Origin of the sequence: Polaribacter pectinis, from assembly GCF_014352875.1 — a bacterium.
Lineage (GTDB): Bacteria > Bacteroidota > Bacteroidia > Flavobacteriales > Flavobacteriaceae > Polaribacter > Polaribacter pectinis.
Window position 1 is genome coordinate 2719791 of sequence record NZ_CP060695.1, and the last position, 23634, is coordinate 2743424.

Annotated in this window: 27 protein-coding genes; 20 read left to right on the top strand and 7 right to left on the bottom strand. The window is 28.2% G+C overall.

All coding sequences use genetic code 11. The features are described from left to right. From H9W90_RS12165 to H9W90_RS12195, 7 genes are all read left to right on the top strand, one after another. Positions 1-759, top strand: coding sequence for a tetratricopeptide repeat protein (locus H9W90_RS12165; RefSeq protein ID WP_187481860.1), 759 nt, complete (start codon positions 1-3; stop codon positions 757-759). 63 nt (positions 760-822) lie between these two features. Then, positions 823-1125: a hypothetical protein gene (locus H9W90_RS12170; RefSeq protein WP_187481861.1), complete on the top strand. Its 303-nt coding sequence runs from the start codon at positions 823-825 to the stop codon at positions 1123-1125. Positions 1126-1210: 85 nt separating this feature from the next. Then, on the top strand, positions 1211-2791 hold the full coding sequence (locus tag H9W90_RS12175; protein ID WP_187481862.1) for a SulP family inorganic anion transporter: 1581 nt from the start codon (positions 1211-1213) through the stop codon (positions 2789-2791). Between the two features lie 10 nt (positions 2792-2801). Beyond that, on the top strand, positions 2802-3587 hold the full coding sequence (locus H9W90_RS12180) for a universal stress protein (protein WP_187481863.1): 786 nt from the start codon (positions 2802-2804) through the stop codon (positions 3585-3587). 11 nt (positions 3588-3598) lie between these two features. Then, positions 3599-4225 (top strand): carbonic anhydrase family protein, encoded by a 627-nt coding sequence (locus tag H9W90_RS12185; RefSeq protein WP_187481864.1) that lies wholly within the window; start codon positions 3599-3601, stop codon positions 4223-4225. Between the two features lie 105 nt (positions 4226-4330). After that, on the top strand, positions 4331-6193 hold the full coding sequence (locus H9W90_RS12190; protein WP_187481865.1) for a SulP family inorganic anion transporter: 1863 nt from the start codon (positions 4331-4333) through the stop codon (positions 6191-6193). A gap of 11 nt (positions 6194-6204) precedes the next feature. Beyond that, a complete protein-coding gene (locus tag H9W90_RS12195; protein ID WP_187481866.1) occupies positions 6205-6840 on the top strand; it encodes a carbonic anhydrase family protein in 636 nt (211 codons plus the stop codon). Positions 6841-6911: 71 nt separating this feature from the next. On the opposite strand, the gene H9W90_RS12200 is transcribed toward H9W90_RS12195, so the two are convergent. Then, the gene (locus H9W90_RS12200) at positions 6912-7298 is read right to left on the bottom strand and encodes a hypothetical protein (protein ID WP_187481867.1); all 387 of its coding nucleotides are present in this window, start codon (positions 7296-7298) and stop codon (positions 6912-6914) included. 43 nt (positions 7299-7341) lie between these two features. Then, positions 7342-7857: a CvpA family protein gene (locus H9W90_RS12205; protein WP_187481868.1), complete on the bottom strand. Its 516-nt coding sequence runs from the start codon at positions 7855-7857 to the stop codon at positions 7342-7344. An 83-nt stretch (positions 7858-7940) separates the two neighbouring features. On the opposite strand from H9W90_RS12205, the gene H9W90_RS12210 reads away from it, so the two are divergent. After that, positions 7941-8297 (top strand): hypothetical protein, encoded by a 357-nt coding sequence (locus H9W90_RS12210; protein WP_187481869.1) that lies wholly within the window; start codon positions 7941-7943, stop codon positions 8295-8297. A gap of 1 nt (position 8298) precedes the next feature. Here H9W90_RS12210 and H9W90_RS12215 read toward each other — a convergent pair whose 3' ends face one another. Next, complete coding sequence (locus H9W90_RS12215; protein ID WP_187481870.1) at positions 8299-9093, bottom strand: SDR family oxidoreductase; 795 nt, start codon at positions 9091-9093, stop codon at positions 8299-8301. Positions 9094-9199: 106 nt separating this feature from the next. Here H9W90_RS12215 and H9W90_RS12220 point away from each other — a divergent pair, with 106 nt between their 5' ends. Beyond that, positions 9200-10564 (top strand): TlpA family protein disulfide reductase, encoded by a 1365-nt coding sequence (locus H9W90_RS12220; RefSeq protein ID WP_187481871.1) that lies wholly within the window; start codon positions 9200-9202, stop codon positions 10562-10564. Here H9W90_RS12220 and H9W90_RS12225 read toward each other — a convergent pair. Continuing rightward, positions 10561-10920 carry a YraN family protein gene (locus tag H9W90_RS12225; RefSeq protein ID WP_187481872.1) on the bottom strand — a complete coding sequence of 120 codons (360 nt, stop codon included), beginning with the start codon at positions 10918-10920 and terminating at the stop codon, positions 10561-10563. The two genes, H9W90_RS12220 and H9W90_RS12225, sit on opposite strands and share 4 nt — an antisense overlap. A gap of 117 nt (positions 10921-11037) precedes the next feature. On the opposite strand from H9W90_RS12225, the gene H9W90_RS12230 reads away from it, so the two are divergent. Further along, complete coding sequence (locus H9W90_RS12230; RefSeq protein WP_187481873.1) at positions 11038-11391, top strand: hypothetical protein; 354 nt, start codon at positions 11038-11040, stop codon at positions 11389-11391. Here H9W90_RS12230 and H9W90_RS12235 read toward each other — a convergent pair. Further along, complete coding sequence (locus tag H9W90_RS12235) at positions 11388-12341, bottom strand: S66 peptidase family protein (protein ID WP_187483985.1); 954 nt, start codon at positions 12339-12341, stop codon at positions 11388-11390. The two genes, H9W90_RS12230 and H9W90_RS12235, sit on opposite strands and share 4 nt — an antisense overlap. A gap of 172 nt (positions 12342-12513) precedes the next feature. On the opposite strand from H9W90_RS12235, the gene metG reads away from it, so the two are divergent. The 4 genes from metG to H9W90_RS12255 all read left to right on the top strand — a co-directional run bounded on the left by metG (position 12514) and on the right by H9W90_RS12255 (position 16726). Beyond that, positions 12514-14568 carry a methionine--tRNA ligase gene (gene metG, locus H9W90_RS12240; RefSeq protein WP_187481874.1) on the top strand — a complete coding sequence of 685 codons (2055 nt, stop codon included), beginning with the start codon at positions 12514-12516 and terminating at the stop codon, positions 14566-14568. Beyond that, positions 14568-15470 carry a histone deacetylase family protein gene (locus H9W90_RS12245; RefSeq protein ID WP_187481875.1) on the top strand — a complete coding sequence of 301 codons (903 nt, stop codon included), beginning with the start codon at positions 14568-14570 and terminating at the stop codon, positions 15468-15470. Before metG ends, H9W90_RS12245 begins: the two co-directional genes overlap by 1 nt. 83 nt (positions 15471-15553) lie before the next feature. Then, on the top strand, positions 15554-16012 hold the full coding sequence (locus tag H9W90_RS12250; RefSeq protein WP_187481876.1) for a lipocalin family protein: 459 nt from the start codon (positions 15554-15556) through the stop codon (positions 16010-16012). 6 nt (positions 16013-16018) lie between these two features. Next, positions 16019-16726, top strand: a complete 708-nt coding sequence (locus H9W90_RS12255; RefSeq protein ID WP_187481877.1) for a YiaD family glycine zipper/OmpA-like lipoprotein — start codon at positions 16019-16021, stop codon at positions 16724-16726. Between the two features lie 70 nt (positions 16727-16796). On the opposite strand, the gene H9W90_RS12260 is transcribed toward H9W90_RS12255, so the two are convergent. Further along, positions 16797-17969: a DUF3095 family protein gene (locus H9W90_RS12260; protein ID WP_187481878.1), complete on the bottom strand. Its 1173-nt coding sequence runs from the start codon at positions 17967-17969 to the stop codon at positions 16797-16799. 98 nt (positions 17970-18067) lie between these two features. On the opposite strand from H9W90_RS12260, the gene H9W90_RS12265 reads away from it, so the two are divergent. The 5 genes from H9W90_RS12265 to H9W90_RS12285 all read left to right on the top strand — a co-directional run bounded on the left by H9W90_RS12265 (position 18068) and on the right by H9W90_RS12285 (position 21734). Further along, a complete protein-coding gene (locus H9W90_RS12265) occupies positions 18068-18634 on the top strand; it encodes a helix-turn-helix domain-containing protein (protein WP_187481879.1) in 567 nt (188 codons plus the stop codon). A 2-nt stretch (positions 18635-18636) separates the two neighbouring features. Next, positions 18637-19083 carry a response regulator gene (locus H9W90_RS12270; protein ID WP_187481880.1) on the top strand — a complete coding sequence of 149 codons (447 nt, stop codon included), beginning with the start codon at positions 18637-18639 and terminating at the stop codon, positions 19081-19083. Position 19084: 1 nt separating this feature from the next. Next, the gene (locus H9W90_RS12275) at positions 19085-20866 is read left to right on the top strand and encodes a CHASE3 domain-containing protein (RefSeq protein ID WP_187481881.1); all 1782 of its coding nucleotides are present in this window, start codon (positions 19085-19087) and stop codon (positions 20864-20866) included. 140 nt (positions 20867-21006) lie between these two features. Further along, positions 21007-21573, top strand: a complete 567-nt coding sequence (locus H9W90_RS12280; protein WP_187481882.1) for a hypothetical protein — start codon at positions 21007-21009, stop codon at positions 21571-21573. A 2-nt stretch (positions 21574-21575) separates the two neighbouring features. Further along, positions 21576-21734, top strand: coding sequence for a lmo0937 family membrane protein (locus H9W90_RS12285; RefSeq protein WP_187481883.1), 159 nt, complete (start codon positions 21576-21578; stop codon positions 21732-21734). A gap of 128 nt (positions 21735-21862) precedes the next feature. Here H9W90_RS12285 and H9W90_RS12290 read toward each other — a convergent pair whose 3' ends face one another. Next, positions 21863-22159, bottom strand: a complete 297-nt coding sequence (locus tag H9W90_RS12290; RefSeq protein WP_187481884.1) for a hypothetical protein — start codon at positions 22157-22159, stop codon at positions 21863-21865. Positions 22160-22490: 331 nt separating this feature from the next. Between H9W90_RS12290 and H9W90_RS12295 the strand changes: the two genes are divergently transcribed. Further along, a complete protein-coding gene (locus tag H9W90_RS12295; RefSeq protein WP_187481885.1) occupies positions 22491-23507 on the top strand; it encodes a helix-turn-helix domain-containing protein in 1017 nt (338 codons plus the stop codon). The last annotated feature ends 127 nt before the right edge of the window (positions 23508-23634 follow it).

The window sequence follows — 23634 nt, forward strand, 5'->3', positions numbered from 1 at the left end:
ATGAAAAAAATCTTTTTTATTTTTTTGATGACAAGCAGTTTCTTAACTGCACAAAATGTAGATAGTTTGTTTACAAATGCAAACAGTTTATATAAAAATGGCGAGTTTACCAAAGCAATTGAAATTTATAAACAAATAGAGTCTAAAGATTTAGTTTCATCAGAATTGTATTACAATCTAGGTAACTCTTATTACAAATTAAATAAAGTTGGGCCTTCTATTTATTACTATGAAAAAGCTTTAAAGATTAATCCTTTAAACGAAGATGTAAAAAACAATTTGGTATTTGCAAAACGTTTGGCTTTAGATAATATTGAAGAATTACCTAAAACTGTTCTTCAAAAATTTAATGCAAATTATATACAAAAACTATCTTACAATCAGTGGGCAATAGTTGTTGTTATTTTTTCATTTTTAGCAGCCATCTTATTTTTACTGTTCTATTTTGCAGAAATTCCAACAAAAAAACGTTTATATTTTGTTACAAGTATTATTAGTTTTATAATATTAATAGCCTCAATTTCTATTACTTATCATCAATATAATTCTTCAATAAATAAAGTTGAAGCCATTGTTTTTGTTGAAAAAACTGAAGTTAGAAACGCACCAACTTTGAACTCTGAAGAAGTATTTACTTTACATGAAGGTACAAAAGTATATGTGTTAGATGCTGTAGATAATTGGAAAAAAATTAAATTAGCAGACGGCAAATTAGGTTGGATAATTGCTGATGAAATTAAACTGTTGAATGATTTTTAGTTTTTCTTTAACAGTTATTTTAAAAACCTTTATTACTTTTGCACAGATTAAATAAATTATTTTTTGAAAGTTAGAATAGCCCTATTTTTTTCAATCATTTTCTCAACTTTACTAATTGCTCCAACAGTTATTAGTTTGGTTGACAATACCCTTAACATTGCTTTTGTTCTTGATATGAACGAAGAGGAAGAAAACCATGGAAAAAAATCTGCGAAAAATTTAGAAATAAAAATTCAAACGACAGAAAATTGTAGTAATTTATTATTATTTGGTATTCAATACAAAAAGGATATTCGTTTTAAATCTAAAAACTACACTTCAGAATATCCAAAAATAACTACACCACCACCCAAATTTTTGTCATAATTCATTTTAAATTAAGACAAAATAAATCAAATTTCAAATTATAAAACTCTAAATATTGTATTTAGGGTATAAATCATTTTACATAATGTTTAAATATATTAAAAACGATATACCAGCAAGTATTGTTGTGTTTTTCGTAGCACTACCTTTGTGTTTAGGTATTGCATTGGCAAGTGGAGCTCCTTTATTTTCTGGTTTAATCGCAGGAATTATAGGAGGAATAGTAGTAGGTGGCTTAAGTGGTTCTAAAATAGGTGTTAGTGGACCTGCAGCTGGTTTAGCTGCAATTGTATTAACAGCAATTGGTACATTAGGAGGTTATGAAAACTTTTTAGTTGCTGTAGTTTTAGGAGGAGTAATTCAATTAATTTTCGGCTTTTTAAAAGCGGGTATTATTGGTTATTATTTTCCATCATCTGTAATTAAAGGAATGTTAACTGGTATTGGTATTATTATCATTTTAAAACAAATTCCTCACTTTTTTGGTTACGATGCTGAAGCTGAAGGTGCAGATAGTTTTATAGAAGCGTCTGGGGAAAACACTTTCTCTGCAATTTTAAATATTGCAGATAATATTACCATAGGTTCAACAATTATTGGTTTCATAGGTTTAGGAATTTTATTACTTTGGAGTAATGTTCTTTCTAAGAAAGGAAAAATATTTCAAATAATACAAGGTCCTTTAGTAGCTGTTGTTGCTGGTATTGTTTACTATTTTGTAATGGGTGAAAACTCTAAATATGGTATAAATTCAGAACATTTAGTTAGCGTTCCTGTACCAGATAGTTTCGATTCTTTTCTAGGGCAATTTAGTTTTCCAAATTTTGGAGCAATTACAAACCCAGAGATTTGGGTTGTAGCATTTACTATTGCTTTGGTTGCTAGTTTAGAAACTTTATTATGTGTGGAAGCAACAGATAAGCTAGATCCTCATAAAAATGTTACACCTACAAATAGAGAATTATTAGCGCAAGGAACTGGAAACATTATTTCTGGTTTAATTGGGGGTTTACCTATAACACAAGTTATTGTTAGAAGTTCTGCAAATATTCAATCTGGAGGAAGAACTAAAATTTCTGCAATTATACATGGTTTTCTATTATTGATTTCTGTAATATTAATTCCTACGTTATTAAATAAAATTCCGCTATCTGTATTGGCTGCAATTTTATTGATAGTTGGTTATAAACTAGCAAAACCAGCTTTATTTAAAGAAATGATTCAATTAGGATGGAAACAATGGATACCTTTCTTTGTAACGGTTTTCGGAATTGTTTTCGCAGATTTATTAATTGGTATCGGTTTAGGGTTAGCAGTAGGTATTGTTGTTATTTTAATAAAAAGCTTCCAAAACTCTCACTTCTTACACATTGAAGATAAAAGTAACGGAAAACATAAAATTAAAATGACACTTGCAGAAGAGGTAACCTTCTTTAATAAAGGTGCTATTTTAAAGGAATTAGATAGTCTACCTAGAGAAACATATTTAGAACTAGATGTTAGAAAAACCAGATATCTAGACAATGATATTATAGAAATTCTAGAAGATTTTGCTTTTAAAGCAAAAGAAAGAAACATCGATATTAAATTAATTTCTGAAAGAGGTATTATCGAAAATCCACCGAGTTATATTGAATTTTTCAATTTAAGACCTGCAACTACTTAACTTTAAAATTATGAAAAATAATAAATATAAAATACTCGTTCTTTCAGATTTAACAAAAACTACCAAAAACACTTTAAAAAGTAGTGCTAGTTTAGCTAAAATGATAGGTGGAACTGTTGATTTTTTCTGTGTAAAAAAACCAACAGAAATTGTAGAAAAAGAGAGTCAGTTATCTGCAATGAGAACTATTAATAAAGAATATTTTGCAATAGATAAAGCTATTGAAAAGATTGTAAAACCAATTTCTGATGAATTTGGAGTAACCATAACTCATAATCATACATTTGGTAATGTTAAAAATGAAATTGGTGATTATATTTCAACAAACAACCCAGATGTTATTGTTATTGGAAAGAGAAAATCGAAGATTTTTGGAATTCTAGGTGATAATATTACAGATTTTGTTTTAAAGAAATTTAATGGAATTATTGTGATAGCATCTGATGATAATACTGTAGATATTTCTAAACATTTATCACTTGGAATGCTGAATGAACCTTTAACAGATAAAAATAAAGCATTTACAGAAAAATTTATTTCTTTATCGTCAAATCCACCAAAGGTTTTTAAAATTCATGATAAGACTAATTTAATCACAGAAAGCAATTCTACAATTCTTACAGAAACTCAAGAATATATTTTTGATAAAGGAGATAATATAATTAAAAATATTTCCAATTATTTATCCAAAAGCAATGTTAACTTACTTTTTGTTGATCGAGAAAAAGAAAGTTTAAAACCAAACATTAAAGATGTAATCAATAATATAGATTGCACGCTTATTTTAACAAATTAAAAACAATATTTATGAAAGCTCATACAAAAGAAACACAAGCAACAATGACGCCTAAAAAAGCGTTAGATTTTTTAAAAGAAGGAAACCAAAGATTTCAAAATAATTTAAAAGCAAATAGAAACCTTTTAGAACAAGTAAATGATACTAGTGAGGGGCAATTTCCTTTTGCAACAATATTAAGTTGTATAGACTCTAGAGTATCTGCAGAATTGGTTTTTGACCAAGGATTAGGAGATATTTTTAGTGTTAGAATTGCCGGAAATTTTGTGAATGAAGATATTTTGGGAAGTATGGAGTTTGCCTGTAAATTAGCAGGTACAAAAGTTATTGTAGTTTTAGGACACACTGCATGTGGTGCTATAAAAGGTGCTTGTGATGATGCAAAATTAGGAAACTTAACTGCATTAATTAATAAAATAAAACCTGCTGTTAATGCGGTTGAAAAACCAGAAGATTCAACCTTAAGAAATTCTAGCAATATAGATTTTGTAAATAACGTTGCAGAACAGAATGTTTATATGACTATAGATAATATACGAAAACAAAGTGCCGTTTTAAAAGAGATGGAAGATGAAGGAGAAATTAAAATTGTTGGTGCTATGTATGATATAAGTGATGGTGCTGTAACTTTTTACTAATTAAAATACTATATAATTCATTTTTAAAACCAATCCTTAAAAAGGGTTGGTTTTTTAATTTTTAGTATTAAATTGTGCAAAGTTCAATAAACTATATAAAAATTTATGAAAAAATTATTCTCAAACATAAAAGGAGATGCTTTTGGTGGAATTACTGCCGGAATTGTTGCTTTACCACTAGCTTTAGCTTTTGGAGTTTCTTCTGGTTTAGGACCTAGCGCAGGTTTATACGGAGCCATTTTTATTAGTTTCTTTGCAGCACTTTTTGGAGGAACAAACACTCAAATTTCTGGACCAACAGCACCAATGACAGCTGTAAGTATGGTAGTTATTGCTGGTATTATTGCAGCAAATGATGGTGATGTTACCAAAGCTTTACCAGCAATTTTAACTGTTTTCTTATTAGCAGGACTGTTTCAAATCATTTTAGGAATTATTGGTTTAGGAAAATACATTAGATATATTCCTTATCCCGTTGTTTCTGGTTTTATGACTGCAATTGGAGTAATCATTCTTTTAACTCAAATATTACCTTCTGTAGGATATTACCCTAAAGAAGATACAGAATTTGTAAATACATTTAAACCACAAGCAGAAGAAGTTATTCTAGAAAACATTTTAAAAGAAGAAGCAGGAGAAGGTATTTTAGTGCTTGAAGATTTTAAAGAAACCATAGATAGAGCTAATAAAATAACACCTGCAGACATTTTAAAAGAATCAGAAACATTAGCTGCAAAAGAAACTTCTGGTGTTTTAGGTGCTATAAAAGCTTTTCCTAGAGCCATAAAGAATATTAGTTGGTTAGAACTTTTATTAGCTTTAGGAACCATTATTATCATTTACGGCTTTAAACGGATTACCACTAAAGTTCCTAGCACACTTGTAGCATTAATTGTAATGTCTGGTATTGCAGTTGGTTTTGGTTTAGATTATAGAACAATTCAGGAAATTCCTGGTGGAATACCAACTATTAAATGGGAAATTTTCTCTGCTTTTTCAATCAGCAGTATAACTCCATATATTTTTACAGCTTTAACTTTAGCGTTGTTAGGAGCCATAGATTCACTATTAACAAGTGTAGTTGCAGATAATATGACCAAAACAAAACATAAGCCTAATAAAGAACTTATAGGGCAAGGAATTGGAAATAGTATAGCATCTCTTTTTGGAGGAATTCCTGGTGCAGGTGCAACTATTAGAACAGTTGTAAATATTAACGCTGGTGGAAAAACCAAACTTTCTGGTATGATTGCCGGTATTATGTTATTAATTATAATGTTAGGTTTAGGACCTGTAGCCTCTAAAATTCCAGCAGCAGTTTTAGCTGGTATTTTAATAACTGTAGGTATTGGAGTAATGGATTATAAAGGTTTAAAAGCAATACCATATTTACCAAAAGACATTAAAATTGGACCAATTAAATTAAGTTCAGAAGTTTTAATTATGATGGTAGTTTTACTCTTATCTACTTTCTGGAATTTAGTATATGCAGTTGGAATAGGACTGGTAATTGCTTCTTTAATGTTTATGAAGAAAATTGGAGATTTAACTGCAGAAAGGTCTGATGTAAAATCTTTAAAAGAAGAATCTTGGGCAGACGAATCAAATTTTCCACAAAATTTAAAGGAAGAAGTTTTTATTAAACATATAAAAGGTCCATTGTTTTTTGGTTCTACTAGTGATTTTCAAGCGCTTTCGCTCCAAATTCCTGAAACAGCAAAAATTGTTATTTTAAGATTAGGAAGAATGCAGTATATGGATCAATCTGGTCTGTATGCTATGGAAGACATGTTGCAAGAGTTAAAGAAAAAAAATATTGAAGTTGTTTTTGTAAACTTATTAAAACAACCAAGATATATGATGGAGCGAATTGATATCATTCCAGATTTTATACCAAAAGAACATATTTTTAAATCATTTACCGAATGCGTAAATTGGATAAAACTAAATGTAAAAGACAATAATTAAAAAAATAAAAAATGCCACATAGAAATAAAGCAATAACAAAAGAAGTACAAGACCAATTAACACCAATGAAGGTGTTACAAGATTTTATAGAAGGTAATGCACGTTTTATAAGAGATGAAGTACATACTATAGATCATAAAGCGTTAATATCTCAAACAACAGATGGCCAACATCCAAAAGCAATTGTACTTTCTTGTATCGATTCTAGAGTTCCTGTAGAGTTAATTTTTGATCAAACAATTGGTGACGTATTTGTAGCTAGAGTTGCTGGTAATTTTGAAAACACAGACATTTTAGGAAGCATGGAGTATTCTTGTAAGGTTGCAGGAAGCAAATTAGTTTTGGTTTTAGGACATGAAAGTTGTGGCGCAATTAAAGCAGCTTGCGATCATGTAGAACTTGGTAATATTACATCTTTATTAGATAATATTCAGCCAGCTGTTAAGTTATCTGAAACACAAGTTAAAGGAAAGTTTGATTCTAGTAATAATGATTTTGTTAACAAAACTATTGAAAACAATGTAAGCTTAACAATAGAGAGAATTAGAGAAAAAAGTCCTATTCTTAAGGAAATGGAAGAAAAAGGTGAAATTAAAATAGTTGGTGGAGTTTACCACATTAGTAGTGGAAAAGTAGAGTTATTATAATTAAAAACTTTATTTAAAATAAAAAACCCAAGACAAATGTCTTGGGTTTTTTATTATGTCTTTCTAAAAAATTAAAATTTTGTTTTTTTAATTTTGGTTAACCTTCCATCCCAAGATCTTCCACCTAAAGAAGAGGTATAATAAACTTTTTTACCTCTTACCCTATTTACAACTATGTGCATTTTAGTTCCCATTTTAAAAGGGAAATCTGGTAAAGTAGATTCTTGTATAATTAAATTATACTCACAATCATTAATCCATTCTATGTCAGATTTTATAAAATGTTCTCTATCATTATGATATTCTACATGTTTGTTGCCTTTAAAAATAACAATAACATCTTGTTTTCCACTTCTGTAAGTAAATGTACCATCCTTTAAAATAGCACAGTTTTTCTTAGTGAAAGACATTAGCATTAACAAACTCGATAGCGCAAGTAATAAGTATTTTTTTTTCATTTTTTTTGTTTAACAGTAGCAATTTACAAAATTCCCACAATATTTATATATTTTCTAATAAGGTTTTTTCCTGTTTATCATCTTTAATGATTGAAGGAAATATTGTAGGGGCTATCTTTTTAACTGGCTCATATAGAATAGATTCATCTAATGTTTCCTTTTTTATGAAAGGAATTGTATCATTCATTTTTCCAAAAAATATAAAAATGACACTTAAAATCAATCCAATTTTTAAAGCTCCAAAAACACCACCTAGAATCTTATTAATAATTCCTAAAGAAGCAAAGTCTGCTAATTTGGTAAGCATTTTTCCTAAAAGAGCAATAATTACTATAATTACAACAAATGTTGCTGCAAAAGCAGTCAAAGATATGTATTCTTCTTTCCACGAAACAGAATCTTTTAAAAAATCTGAAATAAAGTAAGAAAAATGTATAGCTCCATAAACACCACCAATTAAAGCAACCAAAGAAGCAACCTCAACAAACAAGCCTTTCATGAGACCTCTTACAAACCCAAAGAGCAACAATGCTGCTATAATTATGTCAAAAATATTCATAAAAATAATTTTTCCAAACCTACATCTTTTTTTTAAAATTTAAAAATGCTCATTGTATCTTTACCACCTAAAAATCAAATGTTATGCCAAAAATTAATAGTCTAAAAGAAAAGTGGGATGAGCTTGTTAGCAAACTAACAAATCAATTTGCAGATGGAGACGAATTAAATATGGACGGAATTATTTATTTAATTGGGGTTCAAGAATTAGGGCAAGGTCATATCACCTTTAAAAAAGACGAAAAAGTAAACTTAATGCACATTGCTATTTGTAAGTTATTAGAACCTTATGGTTATTACGAATTTGATTTTTTTGATGATGATGGTTGGCCACATTATAAAACACTTACAGAGTTACCAAATTTAAAGCCTGGTGAACAAACTGTATTAATGAAAGAAGCAATTATTAATTATTTTGAAGCTTTAAAATATATAGAGTAATTTAGGTTACACTCATTTTTCTAACCAAAATAGAAAATAATTTAGGAAAAAAACGTTTTACATAAACTCCTAATTTTTCCTTTGCTCCTGCAATATATATTTCTTCTTTTTTCTTTTTAATAGCTTTTGCCATTAATTTTGCCAGACGTTCTGCAGACATTCCATTTCCAGTAGCAACGTCCATTTTTCCTTGTGGAGTTCCATCTCCAGTTAAAGCGTTTTTAGAAACATTTGTATTTATAAACCCAGGACAAACCAAAGTTATTGCAATATTATTTTGATGTTGTTCTGCGCGTAAACTATCAAAAAAACCATGTAAAGCATGTTTACTTGCTGCATAAGAAGAACGTAAAGGAGTTCCTATTTTTCCAACAATACTTGTAGTTACCACAAATTGTCCGCTTTTATTTTTAATAAAATGTGGTAAAACAGCTTTTGTTAAAGCAACTGTTCCTAGATAATTAATATTCATAATACGCTTATCAACAACTATCTGTGTATTTTCCACCAAAGATCGTTGACTAATTCCACCATTATTTACCAAAATATCTATTTTACCAAAACAAGAAATAGCTTCATCTACTTTAGATTGAAAATTATCATATTGTTCTAAATCTAACGTAATTATTTTTACATCGTTCGTATTTTTACATGTTGCTTTTACCTGTTTTAAAGAATCTTCATTTCTAGATGATAAAATTAATATTGCATTTAGATTAGATAATTCAATTGCCAACGCTTTTCCTATTCCAGAAGAAGCACCAGTTATCCAAACAACTTTATTAGAAAACGACATACTATTTTTTTTTTGAGCTACAATATACCTATTTTGATACAGAAATAGTACTTTTGGTACACTTCTTGAAAATAGATTTACAAGAACAAAAATCAATTTTAAAACGATGAAAAAAATACTCGCTTTTATATTTCTAGTAACTTCTTTTGTACAAGCACAACACACCCTAAAAGGAACCATGACACCCGCTTTAGAAAGCGATTGGATTATTCTATATAAAATTGAAGGAGCTAGACAAAAGTTTATAAAAAACTCAAAAATTAAAATAGATTCTGTTACTGTAGATGGTACTAAAAGAACTGTTGGGCACTTTAGTTTCGAATTTCCAGAAAACACAAAAGTTGGTTCTTATAGAGTAACATATAGAACAGAAGAAGCTGGTTTTGTAGATTTTATCTTTAATAAAGAAGATGTAAGTTTTGCTTTTCACCCAGATTATCCAGAGCAATCTGTAGTATTTTCTAAATCTGAAGAAAATATAATTTATAGAGAATATTTAAGTGATATTTCTGTGGCACAACAAAAATTAGATTCGCTTCAAATTACAGCTTTAAAAAACCCAGATGTAGACTTAAAAGCTGCTTATGTTTCTGGATTACAAAAAATAAATTCTATTCAACAAGAATATTTAAAAGCTACAGAAAACAAATATGTAAACCCTTTTATTAAAGCTACTTTAAGAGCTAATGCTAAAGAATTACAAACAACACCAAAAATGTATATGTCTAACATGATTAATACATTTTTTAATAATATGGATTTTTCTGATAAAACGTTACTAAACTCTTCTTTTTTGGTAGATAGAATTACAGATTATGTTTTCTATATTAATTATTCAGAAAATAAAGAAACACAACAAAAACTTTATAAAAACTCTATACAAACTGTTTTAAATAAAATTACAGATTTACCATTTAAAAAAGATGTAATTGAGTTTTTAATTGCACAATTTGAGAATTCTAAAAATTTGGAATTGTTAGATTATCTTTTTGAGAGTCATTACAAAAAACTTCCAGAAGGGTTACAAAATAAAAATTTTATCAATGAAAAAATGGCGCTTTTTGCCACTGAAATTGGTAGAACTGCACCAGATTTCTCTTGGATAGAAAATGGCAAAAACCTAACACTTTCTAAATTAGATGAAGCAAAAAACTATGTATTAGTTTTTTGGAGTACAGATTGTTCTCATTGCTTAAAAGAAATACCACAATTGTATACTTTTTTACAAGACAAAAAAGATATTAAAGTAGTTGCTTTTTCTTTAGAAAGAAATGATTTTGGGTGGAATAACATGAAAACTACGTTACCAAATTGGCACCATGTTTTAGGTTTAAATAAATGGGAAAACAAAATAGCTAGAACTTATAATATTATGGCTACTCCAACATATTTTGTGTTAGATGCTAATAAAAAAATTATTGCAAAACCAGAAGAATTAAAAGATGTAAAAGAATATTTAGACAAGCTTTAAAAATAAAGAAAAGCATCTTCTAAATGCTCAATTTTTGTTCCTTTTTTATTGATTAAAATTGCAATAATATCGAACCGAACTTCTACATCTAAATCTTTATCAACCACATAATAATCGATTGCAGATACTAATAATTTTATTTTTTTGGGTGTAATAAAATCTTGCGGATCTCCAAAATAATCGGAACTTCTGGCTTTTACTTCAACACAAACTAAAAAATCTCCTTTTCGAGCAATAATATCTACTTCTGCTTTTAAATAACGATAGTTTTTTTCGAGAATTTTATAATCGTTTTTTAATAGAAATTCTACCGCTAATTTTTCTCCTTCTTTACCAAGTTCGTTGTGTTCTGCCATTTTGTTAGTCGTCAGTATTCAGTTGGCAGTGAGCAGTCAAAAATTTTGTAGATTTAAAATTTGTGCTTTTAATTACCAAAGTGTTAATTTACAGATTATTATTTAATTTTGTAAAATATGAATTCAGAAACACTTCTTAAATATCTAAAATTTCTCCAAAAAGAGAGCTTAAGACATCAAAATGATAAAAAAATTACTGATGATGAAATACAACAATTTGAAATTGAGATAAACAGATTTATAGAAAAAGTATTTAAAACTTCGTTTTCTGAAGAAATAAAAAAAGTTGTTCTTAGTATTGATTTTAATTTAGACGAAGAAAATCACAATAAATCTAAATTCAAATGGCTCAATTTTATTGGTGGTTTTGAAGGAAAAGAAATTAAGAATCAGTTGAATAGAAAAAATAGATTCGAAAAACTTTATAATGATATAGATGCATCTATATTCAAAATAAAAACGCTAATTTAATCAGTAAATCTGACTGAATACTGCTCACTGCCAACTGCCAACTGAATTATTCTCCCAAAAATCAACGCTCTATTATCGGCTTCATGTCCTGCAGGAAAATCGAATAAAACAGGAACATTTTCTGGAACAACATCTAAAATTAATTGCTCAATAGAACTTCCCCATTTTGTGGAATTCTTTTTTATTAAAGACATATTACCAACAATTACTGCATTTACTTTTGTAAAATATCCAGCTCTTTTTAAACTCTGTAACATTCTATCAATGGAATATTTGTATTCGCCAATTTCTTCAATAAATAGAATTTTATTATCAGTATTCATTTGACTTTTAGAACCTAACATCGATGTTAAAATGGCTATATTTCCTCCAACAAGTTCTCCTTCAATAATTTTTAATGAATTTGTTCTATTATATTTTGATGATTTAATTTTATAAGAAATTTCTTCTCCAAAAAGCACTTTTTTAAAACTTGCAATTGTCTGTGTAATTTCTTCTGGTTTTTCCTCTAAACTGGTTGCCATCATTCCATGAACAGTTTCTACACCTAAATTATTTATATGATTGTGAAACGCAGTAATATCCGAATATCCAATAACCCATTTTGGGTTCTTTTTAAACTTCGTAAAATCTAACATATCTAAAATTCTAACAGAACCATAACCACCTCTTGCAGCCCAAATTGCTTTAATATTCGGGTTGTCTAAAGCTTGCTGAAAATCTTCACATCGCTCAATATCTGTTCCAGAAAAATGATTATTCTGATTGAACATATTCTTCCCTAAAACCACTTTTAAACCCCAACTCTCTCCTAATTTCTTGGCTTTTGTAATGGTTGCTTGTCTGTTTTTTAGAATTCCTGCAGGTGCAACAATTGCAATTGTATCTCCCACTTTTAAATAAGGTGGAGTTATTAATTTTTCTTGCGCTTTTACAGATGAAAAAAACATCATAAAAAAAGCTATAAATACTATAAATTTCTTCAAAATTTGTATTGTTTCTTGGTTCTAAAAATCAAAATATCTTCTTAATGTAAATGTATCTATTTTCAATGACTTTTAAAACTCGGTTTTTTGTACTTTTGCACTTCAAAAATTAGTCCAAAATTAATATACAGAACACATGAGTGCTCCAAAAAGATATACAATTACAGCTGCTTTACCTTACACAAATGGTCCTATTCATATTGGGCATTTGGCAGGTGTTTACGTTCCTGCAGATATTTATGCGCGTTATTTACGATTAATAGGTAAAGATGTTGCCTACATTTCTGGTTCAGATGAACATGGTGCTGCAATACCAATGAGAGCAAAGAAAGAAGGTGTTTCTCCACAAGTTATTATCGATAAATATCATGGAATTATCAAGCAATCTTTTATAGATTTCGGAATTTCTTTCGATAATTACTCAAGAACTTCGTCTAAAATTCATCATGAAACTGCTTCTGATTTTTTTACCAAAATGTATAATGATGGTGAATTTATTGAAGAAGTGTCTGAACAATTATATGATGCAAAAGCAAACCAATTTCTAGCAGATAGATTTGTTGTTGGAACTTGCCCAAAATGTGGTTTCGAAGAAAGTTATGGAGACCAATGTGAAAACTGTGGAACTTCGCATAATGCAACAGATTTAATCAACCCAAAATCTGCAATTACTGGAAATGTACCAACAGTAAAAGAAACAAAACACTGGTTTTTACCTTTAGATAAGCACGAAGATTTTTTACGTGAATGGGTTTTAGAAGGGCATAAAAAAGACTGGAAACCAAATGTTTACGGACAAGTAAAATCTTGGGTAGAAGATGGTTTAAGACCAAGAGCTGTAACCAGAGATTTAGATTGGGGAATTCCTGTTCCTGTAAAAGGTGGAGAAGGAAAAGTGTTATATGTTTGGTTTGATGCACCAATTGGCTACATTTCATCCACCAAAGAATGGGCTGCTAGAGAAGGAAAAAACTGGGAAGATTATTGGAAAAAAGACGATACTAAATTGGTTCATTTTATAGGGAAAGACAATATTGTTTTTCACTGTATTATTTTTCCAAGTATGTTAAAAGCGCATGGAGATTATATTTTACCTGATAATGTGCCTGCAAATGAATTTTTGAATTTAGAGGGAAATAAATTATCAACATCTAAAAATTGGGCAGTTTGGTTGCACGAATATTTAGTAGAATTTCCAAATCAGCAAGATGTTTTGCGTTATACTTTAACTGCAAACGCACCAGAAAGTAAAGACAACGATTTTACTTGGAAAGATTTTCAAGCAAAAAATAACAACGAATTGGTTGCCATTTTTGGTAACTTTATCAATAGAGTTGTGGTTTTAACGAATAAATATTACCAAGGAATTATTCCTGCTCCAAACGATTTTTCTGAAGTTGATGAAGACGTTTTAGCAGCAGTTAAAGAGTTTCCAATTTCAATAGGAAAATCTATAGAAAGATATCGTTTTAGAGAAGCTTCTCAAGAATTAATGAGTTTAGCAAGACTTGGTAACAAGTATTTAGCAGATGAAGAACCTTGGAAAGTAATAAAATTAGATGAAGAACGCGTAAAGACAATTATGTATGTTGCATTGCAGATTTCTGCAGCTTTAGCGGTTTTATCTGAACCTTTTTTGCCTTTTACTTCAACTAAATTAAAATCAATTTTAAATATTGATAAAACCCTTTCTTGGGAAAATGTAATAGAGAAAGATATTTTAATTTCTGATGGTCATCAAATTAACAAAGCAGAGTTATTATTCTCTAAAATTGAAGACAAAACCATCGAAGAACAGCTTCAAAAATTGATTGCAACTAAAAAAGCAAACGAACAAGAGAAAAAAACGATTGTTCCACAAAAAGATACGATTAATTTTGAAGATTTTACAAAATTAGATATTAGAATAGGTACCATTTTAGAAGCAGAGAAAGTACCAAAAACAAAAAAACTATTAAAATTAAAGGTTGATGTTGGAATTGATACTAGAACAATCGTTTCAGGTATTGCAGAGAGTTTTTCTCCCGAAAATATCATTGGTCAGCAGGTTTCTGTGTTGGTAAATCTGGCTCCAAGAAAAATTAAAGGTGTAGAAAGCCAAGGAATGATTTTAATGACTGATACACCTGATGGAAAATTGGCTTTTGTAGAACCACAACAACAAGTAAAAAACGGACAAGAAGTTAGTTAATGCTAAAAATAGCATATCATCCAATATATAAACACGAATTACCAGAAGGTCATCGTTTTCCAATGGAAAAATATGACCTTTTACCACAACAATTAATTTACGAAGAAACTTGTGTAGAAGAAAACTTCTTCGAACCTGAAATTCCGAATAACAAGTATTTCTTTACTGTTCACGATCCTGAATATTTTTTTGATTTATTAAATATGCAGCTTTCACAAAAAGCAGCAAGAAAAATTGGCTTTCCTGTTTCAGAAGTACTTGTAGAAAGAGAAATGATAATTGCAGATGGTACTATGAAAGCATCTGAATTTGCAATTAAAAACGGAATTGCAATGAATATTGCTGGGGGAACGCATCATGCATTTTCGAATCGTGGAGAAGCTTTTTGTATGTTAAATGACCAAGCAATTGGAGCAAAATATCTTCAGAATAAAGGATTGGCTAAAAAGATTTTAATTGTAGATTTAGATGTGCATCAAGGAAATGGAACTGCAGAAATCTTTCGGAATGACAAATCTGTCTTTACATTTTCTATGCATGGAAAAAGCAATTATCCTTTTATTAAAGAAAAAAGCGATTTAGACATTCCTTTAGAAAATGATACAAAAGATGACGAATATTTATCAATCTTAAAAAACACGCTTCCAAAACTCATCAACATAGAAAAACCGGATTTCATATACTATCTATGTGGTGTAGATGTTCTTGAAAGTGATAAGTTGGGTAAACTTTCATTAACAATTGAAGGTTGTAAAGAACGAGACAGATTCGTATTACAAACGTGCTTCAACAACAAAATTCCTGTGATGTGTTCTATGGGTGGAGGTTATTCTAAAGACATTAACATCATTGTAAATGCACACGCAAATACCTTTAGATTAGCCCAAGAGATTTATTTTTAAATGCATCCACATTTTTTGCTTTTGAGTTACATTTATAAATATTTCTATCGTTAATTTGTAACAATCAAAAAAAGATAATAATTATGAAAAAAATAATGATTTTTATATTTGCACTGACACTTTTTTCTTGTGGTGCATCTAAAAATGTACGTTTAAAAGAAAAAGTAATTAAAGGAAATTGGGTTTTAAACAAAATTAATTATAGTAAAACAGGAGATTATAAGGTTACTATGTTTAACGATTCTGCTAAAGAATGTTTTGAGGGTAGTGCATGGAAATTTGTACCAAATAATAATTCTGGAACTTATGCAATTAACAATGCAGATTGTGTAAACGGAGAAAGAGATTTTATTTTTGTTGTTCAAGAAATAGATGCTGATTCTGGTTATTATGACTTTTTATTGAAACCAAAAAACAATAAAGACAATACTGGTTTTAGATTACAATTAACAGAATTATCTGAAACTACAATGCAGTGGAAACAGTACTTAAATGTAGATGGAACACAATTTATTATTAACATGAACTTTACCAAACAATAAAATATTATGAAAAAATTAATTAAAAAAACATCAATTTTTGCATTAGCATTAACCTTAACATTAGGTTTTTCTAGCTGTGAAGCAACAAAAAATGCAAACAATAAACAAAAAGGAGGAGTAATTGGTGCTGGAGCAGGTGCACTTATTGGAGCAATTATTGGAAACAATGTTGGAAGTGGTAAAAACGGAAAACTAGGTGCTGTAATTGGTGGAGTTCTTGGAGGTGGTGCAGGAGTTTTAATTGGTAAGAAAATGGACGACCAAGCTAAAAAAATAGAAACAGAAATTCCTGGTGCTAAAGTAGAAAGAGTAGACAATGGTATTGTTGTAACTTTTGATGAGAATAGTGGTGTGTATTTTGATACGAATAAATCTAATATTAACACAAAATCTCAAGAAACTTTAAAGAAGCTTTCTGGTGTTTTTGCAGAATTTCCTGACACTAAAATTTTAGTAGTAGGTCATACAGATAGTTCTGGTAAAGACGACTATAACATGTCTTTATCAGAAAAAAGAGCTAAATCTGTAACAAGTTATTTGGTTAATAATGGTCTTGCTTCTAGTAGATTTGAAACTTTATGGTATGGAGAAACACAACCAAAATATGACAACTCTACTGCTGAAGGAAGAGCAAAAAACAGAAGAGTAAACGTAGCTATTGTACCAGATGATAAAATGATTAAAGACGCTAAAAATGAAACTGGTGAGAACTAGTAAATAAAATAGTAGAATAAAAAAGGCCGCTTAAAGCGGCCTTTTTTATTTTTAATACAGAAAAACTATTTTAAAAATATGCTATATGTGCCTTTAGTTTTTTCTTTAATTCGCCTGCTGCACTTGTATAACCTCCTTCTGTTCCATCAACAAAATGAATATGTTTTTCATCTCTATCTTCAATATAACAAGACATTATAGATGCATAAGTAGCATGTATTCCGTAAATTATTTCTCTATCTGACTCTAAAGAATCTAAAAGTAATTTTAAGTTGCTAATTTGTTTATCTGTACCAGAAAAAACAGTATTTATAGAACCGTCTAACATAATAGTATCTGATAATTGAGAAACTTTAAAAAGATACTCTTTTCCCTCTTTAAAAAATTTAAAATAGTATTTACCAAAGTTGGTAATTACCCAATTTTTAATCAAATACTGTGCATCAAATTTTCCTAAACGGGCATACATCTCTTTTCTAATTTTAGATAATGATGTATTAAGTTTTAATTTTACAGTTGTTATAGGTGTTCTTAAACTTAATTCTCCAAAAACATAATCTACCTCATCCATTATTTTAGTAAAAATTTCTGCTTGTTTTGCCTCATCTTTACACATTACTAATAAGCAAATAACTTTCCTTTCTGTGTCTCTTGGTTTTATTTCGTCCCATCTACATTCCATTCCGCTTAAATCTACAAAAGGAATTAAATTTTCTTCATCTAAAGAAGGTACAAAATTATTTTTTATAGAATTTTCTGCAAATTTTAAACCATTTCCAATAACAACAGGAGTTACCAAAAATTTATTAAGCTTAAGTTTAGCTATTCTTAAAGTAGAGTTACTTTTATAAACATCACTAACTTTCATTTTACCAACTCTTAAAGTAAAATTAAAGTTCTTTTTTACATGTTTGCTATAATTTTCTAAAGCAGAAAAAACATCGTTAAATAATTCTTCTGGAATGATAAAGGAAGCCCCATCTCCACCAAAAAAATAAGGGATAGAACAATTTTTATCTATTGTTTTTATTTTATTTAAAACAGTAATAATACTTCCTGTGGCAACTAAATTAACATCATGGTGCAATCCTTTTTTTATAGCACTTGTAGAATCTAAAATATCTGTTACTATAACAAACCAATTACTTGGAACAGAATTAAAAAAATTCTCACTCTTTAAAAGTTCTCTTAACGGAATGTCATGAGACTTTAAATCCTTGTAAAAACGCCTATTATCAACCATAAATTTTACTCAAAAAATTAGCCTAAACTATTATATAAATATATAAATTTAATAATATGTAAATATCTACTATATTAGCATAGTAATACCCCTCAGATATGAAAATATTTATAAAATTCGATTTTACAGCAATCTGTAACAAAGTTCTTGAAGAAAAACTGGAAGAACTTGGTGTTAAATACAGAGCTTTAAGTTTTGGTGAAATTGAATTTTTAGAAAAAATTTCTAAAGAAAAATTAAATTCTCTAAATGAAGCTTTAGGTGAATATGGAAGTGAAATTGTAGAAAATCAGAAAAGTATATTAGTTCAAAAAATTAAAGACACCATAGTAGATATGGTTTTTAATGAAGATAATGTTATTAATGTAAAGAGCTCTGTATATCTATCAGAAAAACTAGAGCACAGTTATGGCTATTTGTCTAACTTATTTTCTGAAGTTACCTTTACCTCTATAGAAAACTTTATTATTCTTCAAAAAATAGAATATACAAAACAGTTAATTACTAACAACGAACTCACACTTACAGATATCGCATTTAAATTAAATTATTCTAGCGTTGCTCATTTAAGCACACAATTTAAAAATACAACTGGTATTACACCATCTGCATTTCAAAGAATAATTACAAAGAGAAGAGAGTTAAGCAACAAATTAAATAATTAAATATGCAAGAAGATAGCATTTATATCGTTTTGGCGGATGATGATGAAGATGACAGATTATTTTTTGAAGAAGCTTTCGAAGAATTAAAAATAAACACCAAAGTTGAAACTTATAACGATGGTGTAGAGTTAATGAACTACTTAAATAGTGAAATAAACTCATTACCAAATATTCTTTTTCTAGATTTAAATATGCCAAAAAAATCTGGGATGGAATGTTTATTAGAGATAAAAAATAATGACCGTTTTAAAGATATTGCAATTGCAATTTACTCTACATCTGCTTCTGAAGAAGATATAGAAAACACATTTGTAATGGGTGCCAATATTTATATAAAAAAGCCAGATGATTTCAAAAAATTAAAAAAAGTATTGTCTAATGTGGTAACCATTAATTGGCAATATCATACAAGTGGTTTAAATAAAGATAACTTTTTATTACGTTTATAAAGTGAAACTTACAATTATAAAATCGGAACGTTTTTTAAAAACCATATTTGGTATTAGTCTTTTCTTAATACTTTGTATTGGTGGTTTCGCATACAAGCATATACAAAACCTTGTGGAATCTTTTGATCTGGTAGAACATACTTACGAAGTTAGTGTAGAATTAGAGCAAATACTATCTTATTTAAAAGATACTGAAACTGGCCAAAAAGGTTATCTTATTTCTAAAGACAGTGTTTTTTTAGAGCCTTTTTTTGCAAGTAGAGAAAAAACTAACAATAGTTTTGCAAGACTTAAAGAACTTACAAGAAATGATGATACACAGCAAAAGAGTTTAAAAAATCTTAATGTATTAATTGATGACATTTTAGATATTTACGATAAGACTTTTAAGTATTCTAAAGTAGATAGATTAGATACTATTGAGTTTGATATGCTTTTGGTACTGGGTAGAAAAAAAATGAATGAAATTCGTTCAGAAATTAACGAAATGATTAATCATGAAAAAGGTCTACTACTGGTTCGTAAAGAAAAAAGTTCTAAAAGTTTAACAAATACACCTCTAATTATATACTCTGTATTAATATTAACACTCTTACTACTGCTACTTACATATGCCAAAATAAGTAAAGATTTAAAAGTTCTTAAACGTAAAAACGAACAACTAGAAATTTTTAAAGAATCTACAAATCAATCTGAAATTGTAAGTAAGCACGGAAATTGGACCTTATATCTTGATGACAATAGGTTCGAATATTCTGATAATTTATATCGCTTATTAGGTGAACAACCACAGTCTTTTCCTTCAACAATAGAAAATTTTATGGAATTTGTACATCCAGAAGATGTTAAGAAGCTTCAAAAACAAGTAGATAGAATGATGGTAGAAGAAAACTTGCCTTTTATCTATTACAGGATTGTACAAAAAAACGGAAATATTAGACATTTTAAAGCTTATGGAAAAGTTATAGTAAATAATGATCAGAGGAAACTTTTAGGTACAACAGCAGATATTACTGACGAAATTGAAAATTACAGATTACTTGAAGAAAGAAATTTAGAATTAGAACGTAATAACAAAGAATTGTCTTCATTTAACCATGTTGCAAGTCATGATTTACAAGAACCACTTCGTAAAATTCAAACCTTTATTTCTAGATTAGAAGACAAAGAATCAGAAAATTTATCAGAAAAAGGTACACTATATTTAGATAGAATAAAAACCGCAGCTGCTAGAATGCGCTTACTAATTGATGACTTACTACAGTTCTCCAGAACCAACAAATCTGAAGATGTTTTAGAAGTTACCAACATGAATATTTTATTAGAAAATGCAAAGCAAGAATTAGCAGAAAATATTTCAGAAAAAAATGCAAAAATAATAGCAGATGCAATTCCGGTAATAAAGGTTATACCTTTTCAAATTCAGCAATTGTTTACCAATTTAATTGGTAACTCTCTAAAGTATAGCAAAGACAATAAAGCGCCATTAATTACAATTACTCATTCTAAAGTAAAAGCAAATTCTGTTTCTAAATTAAAGAACCCAAAATACAATTACTACCATAGAATTACTTTTAAAGACAATGGTATAGGTTTTGATCAAGAATATGCAGAAAAGATTTTTGTGTTATTTAGTAGATTGCACAACAAAAACGAATATTCTGGTACAGGAATTGGATTGTCTATTTGTAAAAAAATAGTGGAAAATCACCAAGGTTTTATTTTTGCAGAAAGCGAATTAGATAAAGGTGCAACTTTTGAGGTGTTTCTTCCTTTAAAATAATTTTTTATTTTTGTTATAAGTTTTACCTAAATATTTAGCATTCTTTAAATATGATTGGAATTCTGTAAGTTCTCTTTAAAATTATATAACAACATAACGTTTAGTTTTATTCACCTTTGTACGACAAAACAAGTCATACAATGAATATTCATAAAAATATACTATTAAGTTGTCTTATTAGTGTTTTTCTGTTTTTGCTGTTTTCATGTGATACAAACAATAATAGCAAGTCAAAACAAGACAAAGCATACAATAAACAAGATAAAATCAACAAAAATAAAGAAGAAGCTAAACTCTTGGTTTCCGTTAGTAAAAACTATATTAATTTAATTAATTATAGCAATTATATTAAAGCTAAAGACTCTTTAACTTTAGAAACAAAATCTCTTTTAGATACTTTTAATGTAGATATAACTAACCATTTAAAAAACTTAAAAGAACTTTCTAGAGAAGAGTTAGTGCTTATACCAGATAAAAATGATGTATTGGTTTTAGAAGATAAAACTTTTACAAAAGATGGAGAGGAAAAACGTCAAAAAAAATATTTAGAAAAGATTAATGATATGGTTGAAACCCAGATTAATCTTATAGATGAACTTACTGAAACATCGAATAATAGTTCGATAAATGCTCTTGCAAATGAAGCCGAAGAAATTCTATTAGAGCATAAAGAAAATTTTGAAAGTATAATTGAAAAAATTAATTAAAAATGAAAACCTTCTTATACACTATAACAATTCTTGTAGTAATAATTTGGGCCTTAGGCTTCTTTGTTTACGCAATAGGGTCATTACTAATTCACTTATTATTAATTCTTGCAGTAATTTGCGGTATTATTGGTTATAAAATTAAAAGTGCTACAGATTAAACTTATTTAAAAGATCTGCCTTCTTAATTTTAAATCCTTTTCTTCATTTTTAAATTAAAAATCACCCATTAAAAAAGACCATTTATTAAATGGTCTCTTCTTATACTTTATAAATAAATCTGTCTTTCTTAATTATCAATTCTCTTTAGGTTTACAATTTTTTCACCTTTATAATTAATGTTAAATTCTTTACCTACGTAATCTCCATTTATTAAATCGTAACTTTTCTTTACTTTCTCATCTACATCTTCAAACTGTAATGCTTTATTATTAGAATCTGTAAAGAAATAATAATTTCCTTCTGCTCCATCAAATGTTGCGGTTACTTCCTCTTTATTAATGTTTTCAAAACTAGTTTGGTTCGATTCTGATTTTAAAACAAATCCCATTGAAATAAACATAGATATTAAAATTGCATTTTTCATGACGTGTAATTTGTTGGTTAATAATCTACTTCAAATTTAGAATATATTATAGGTAAAGGAATTACATAATTTCAGCATTTTATTATATAATTCTTAAACAGCAAGGTTATATTTTCAAATAAAAACAATGTAAACAACTAATTATTAGTGGTTTAAAACCATAATATAAGCAAACATGTGAAATCTTATAACAAAAAAATAAAATTGTGTAACAGAAAAGGTTGGTTTAGGTATTTACTTTGCAGTATCGTTTTAAGTGAAGATTTAATAAGTTTTGAATTTCACTTTTAATGAACAAAAAAATAATATTAATCTAAAAACTCAACCAATTATGATTACTATAAATTCTAAATTAAACGGCTTAAATTTATTTTTTAATAAATTACAAAAACAAATTGGAGGTACATTAAATTCTTCAACTGGAGAAAATATACTTACAATTAATAGTAAAATAGGTCATGGAACAATTCGCTCTGTAAGTTTAGAAGATGGTATTAGCTTATTAGAATTTAATATTACGGCAAACCAAGATTTACAAATAGATATAGATACAAATGCTGGTTCTCATATAAACTTTGCATATTGTTCTAAAGGTAAAGTATCTCACTCTTTTCAAAAAACAGGTGTTACAAATACAATAGAGACTTTTCAAACAAGTATCATATCTAATATTGTTTCTAATAAAAATACTTTAACAATTTTTAAAGGTGTAGAAACAAATACAACTATAATTTCTGTAAACACAGCTCTTAATAAAAGAACTCCTTCTAAAATTAATGCTGCTTTAAAAGAAGCATTTATTACTAGTAAGAAAGAAGATTATATCTATTTAGGTTCTTACAACTTAAAAATTGCTGAAAACATTAAGCAATTAAAGGCAATTGATAATGAAGGTATTGTAAAAACGTTATTAAGAAAAGGAATTGTAAACTTAATTTTAGCATTAGAAATAGAGCAACACAAAAAGGATTTAATTAGTCTAGAAACTGTTACTTCTTCGTTAACAAAAAGTGAAATGGAGTTGATAAAAGACTTAACTGAATATGTAAATAATTACCCAGATATGGATCATAGAGTAAGTGTTTTAACTCGTAAAGTTGGTCTTACAGCTGCAAAAGTACAAGAAGGTTTTAAGTTAATGCATGGATTAACTGTTTGTGAATACATTAGATCTGTTCGTTTAAAAAAATCTGAAGAATTAATTATCAATACAGATTTAAGTATTTCTGAAATTGTTTATAGTTTAGGTTTTTCTAGTAGAAGTTATTTTTCTAAAAAGTTTAGAGAAATGTTTAACTGTTCTCCTAGTAACTATAAAAAGAAAAATAGGTTAGCTGTATCAGCATAATATATTTCTAATGAGTTTTCATTAGACACTATCGTGTAAAGACACAAATTAAGATCTCAAGATAATTTTTATCTTGAGATTTTTTGTTAATAAAATTCGGTATAATTGTTGTTGCTATTTTTTAGCA

What these genes read in the sequence shown, in the direction of transcription:
- H9W90_RS12165 (WP_187481860.1), top strand. Translation starts at nt 1, where the DNA reads ATGAAAAAAATCTTTTTTATTTTTTTGATGACAAGCAGTTTCTTAACT.
- H9W90_RS12175 (WP_187481862.1), top strand. Translation starts at nt 1,211, where the DNA reads ATGTTTAAATATATTAAAAACGATATACCAGCAAGTATTGTTGTGTTT.
- H9W90_RS12180 (WP_187481863.1), top strand. Translation starts at nt 2,802, where the DNA reads ATGAAAAATAATAAATATAAAATACTCGTTCTTTCAGATTTAACAAAA.
- H9W90_RS12185 (WP_187481864.1), top strand. Translation starts at nt 3,599, where the DNA reads ATGAAAGCTCATACAAAAGAAACACAAGCAACAATGACGCCTAAAAAA.
- H9W90_RS12190 (WP_187481865.1), top strand. Translation starts at nt 4,331, where the DNA reads ATGAAAAAATTATTCTCAAACATAAAAGGAGATGCTTTTGGTGGAATT.
- H9W90_RS12195 (WP_187481866.1), top strand. Translation starts at nt 6,205, where the DNA reads ATGCCACATAGAAATAAAGCAATAACAAAAGAAGTACAAGACCAATTA.
- H9W90_RS12200 (WP_187481867.1), bottom strand. Translation starts at nt 7,298, where the DNA reads ATGAAAAAAAAATACTTATTACTTGCGCTATCGAGTTTGTTAATGCTA.
- H9W90_RS12205 (WP_187481868.1), bottom strand. Translation starts at nt 7,857, where the DNA reads ATGAATATTTTTGACATAATTATAGCAGCATTGTTGCTCTTTGGGTTT.
- H9W90_RS12210 (WP_187481869.1), top strand. Translation starts at nt 7,941, where the DNA reads ATGCCAAAAATTAATAGTCTAAAAGAAAAGTGGGATGAGCTTGTTAGC.
- H9W90_RS12215 (WP_187481870.1), bottom strand. Translation starts at nt 9,093, where the DNA reads ATGTCGTTTTCTAATAAAGTTGTTTGGATAACTGGTGCTTCTTCTGGA.
- H9W90_RS12220 (WP_187481871.1), top strand. Translation starts at nt 9,200, where the DNA reads ATGAAAAAAATACTCGCTTTTATATTTCTAGTAACTTCTTTTGTACAA.
- H9W90_RS12225 (WP_187481872.1), bottom strand. Translation starts at nt 10,920, where the DNA reads ATGGCAGAACACAACGAACTTGGTAAAGAAGGAGAAAAATTAGCGGTA.
- H9W90_RS12230 (WP_187481873.1), top strand. Translation starts at nt 11,038, where the DNA reads ATGAATTCAGAAACACTTCTTAAATATCTAAAATTTCTCCAAAAAGAG.
- H9W90_RS12235 (WP_187483985.1), bottom strand. Translation starts at nt 12,341, where the DNA reads ATGTTTTTTTCATCTGTAAAAGCGCAAGAAAAATTAATAACTCCACCT.
- metG (WP_187481874.1), top strand. Translation starts at nt 12,514, where the DNA reads ATGAGTGCTCCAAAAAGATATACAATTACAGCTGCTTTACCTTACACA.
- H9W90_RS12245 (WP_187481875.1), top strand. Translation starts at nt 14,568, where the DNA reads ATGCTAAAAATAGCATATCATCCAATATATAAACACGAATTACCAGAA.
- H9W90_RS12250 (WP_187481876.1), top strand. Translation starts at nt 15,554, where the DNA reads ATGAAAAAAATAATGATTTTTATATTTGCACTGACACTTTTTTCTTGT.
- H9W90_RS12255 (WP_187481877.1), top strand. Translation starts at nt 16,019, where the DNA reads ATGAAAAAATTAATTAAAAAAACATCAATTTTTGCATTAGCATTAACC.
- H9W90_RS12260 (WP_187481878.1), bottom strand. Translation starts at nt 17,969, where the DNA reads ATGGTTGATAATAGGCGTTTTTACAAGGATTTAAAGTCTCATGACATT.
- H9W90_RS12265 (WP_187481879.1), top strand. Translation starts at nt 18,068, where the DNA reads ATGAAAATATTTATAAAATTCGATTTTACAGCAATCTGTAACAAAGTT.
- H9W90_RS12270 (WP_187481880.1), top strand. Translation starts at nt 18,637, where the DNA reads ATGCAAGAAGATAGCATTTATATCGTTTTGGCGGATGATGATGAAGAT.
- H9W90_RS12280 (WP_187481882.1), top strand. Translation starts at nt 21,007, where the DNA reads ATGAATATTCATAAAAATATACTATTAAGTTGTCTTATTAGTGTTTTT.
- H9W90_RS12285 (WP_187481883.1), top strand. Translation starts at nt 21,576, where the DNA reads ATGAAAACCTTCTTATACACTATAACAATTCTTGTAGTAATAATTTGG.
- H9W90_RS12290 (WP_187481884.1), bottom strand. Translation starts at nt 22,159, where the DNA reads ATGAAAAATGCAATTTTAATATCTATGTTTATTTCAATGGGATTTGTT.
- H9W90_RS12295 (WP_187481885.1), top strand. Translation starts at nt 22,491, where the DNA reads ATGATTACTATAAATTCTAAATTAAACGGCTTAAATTTATTTTTTAAT.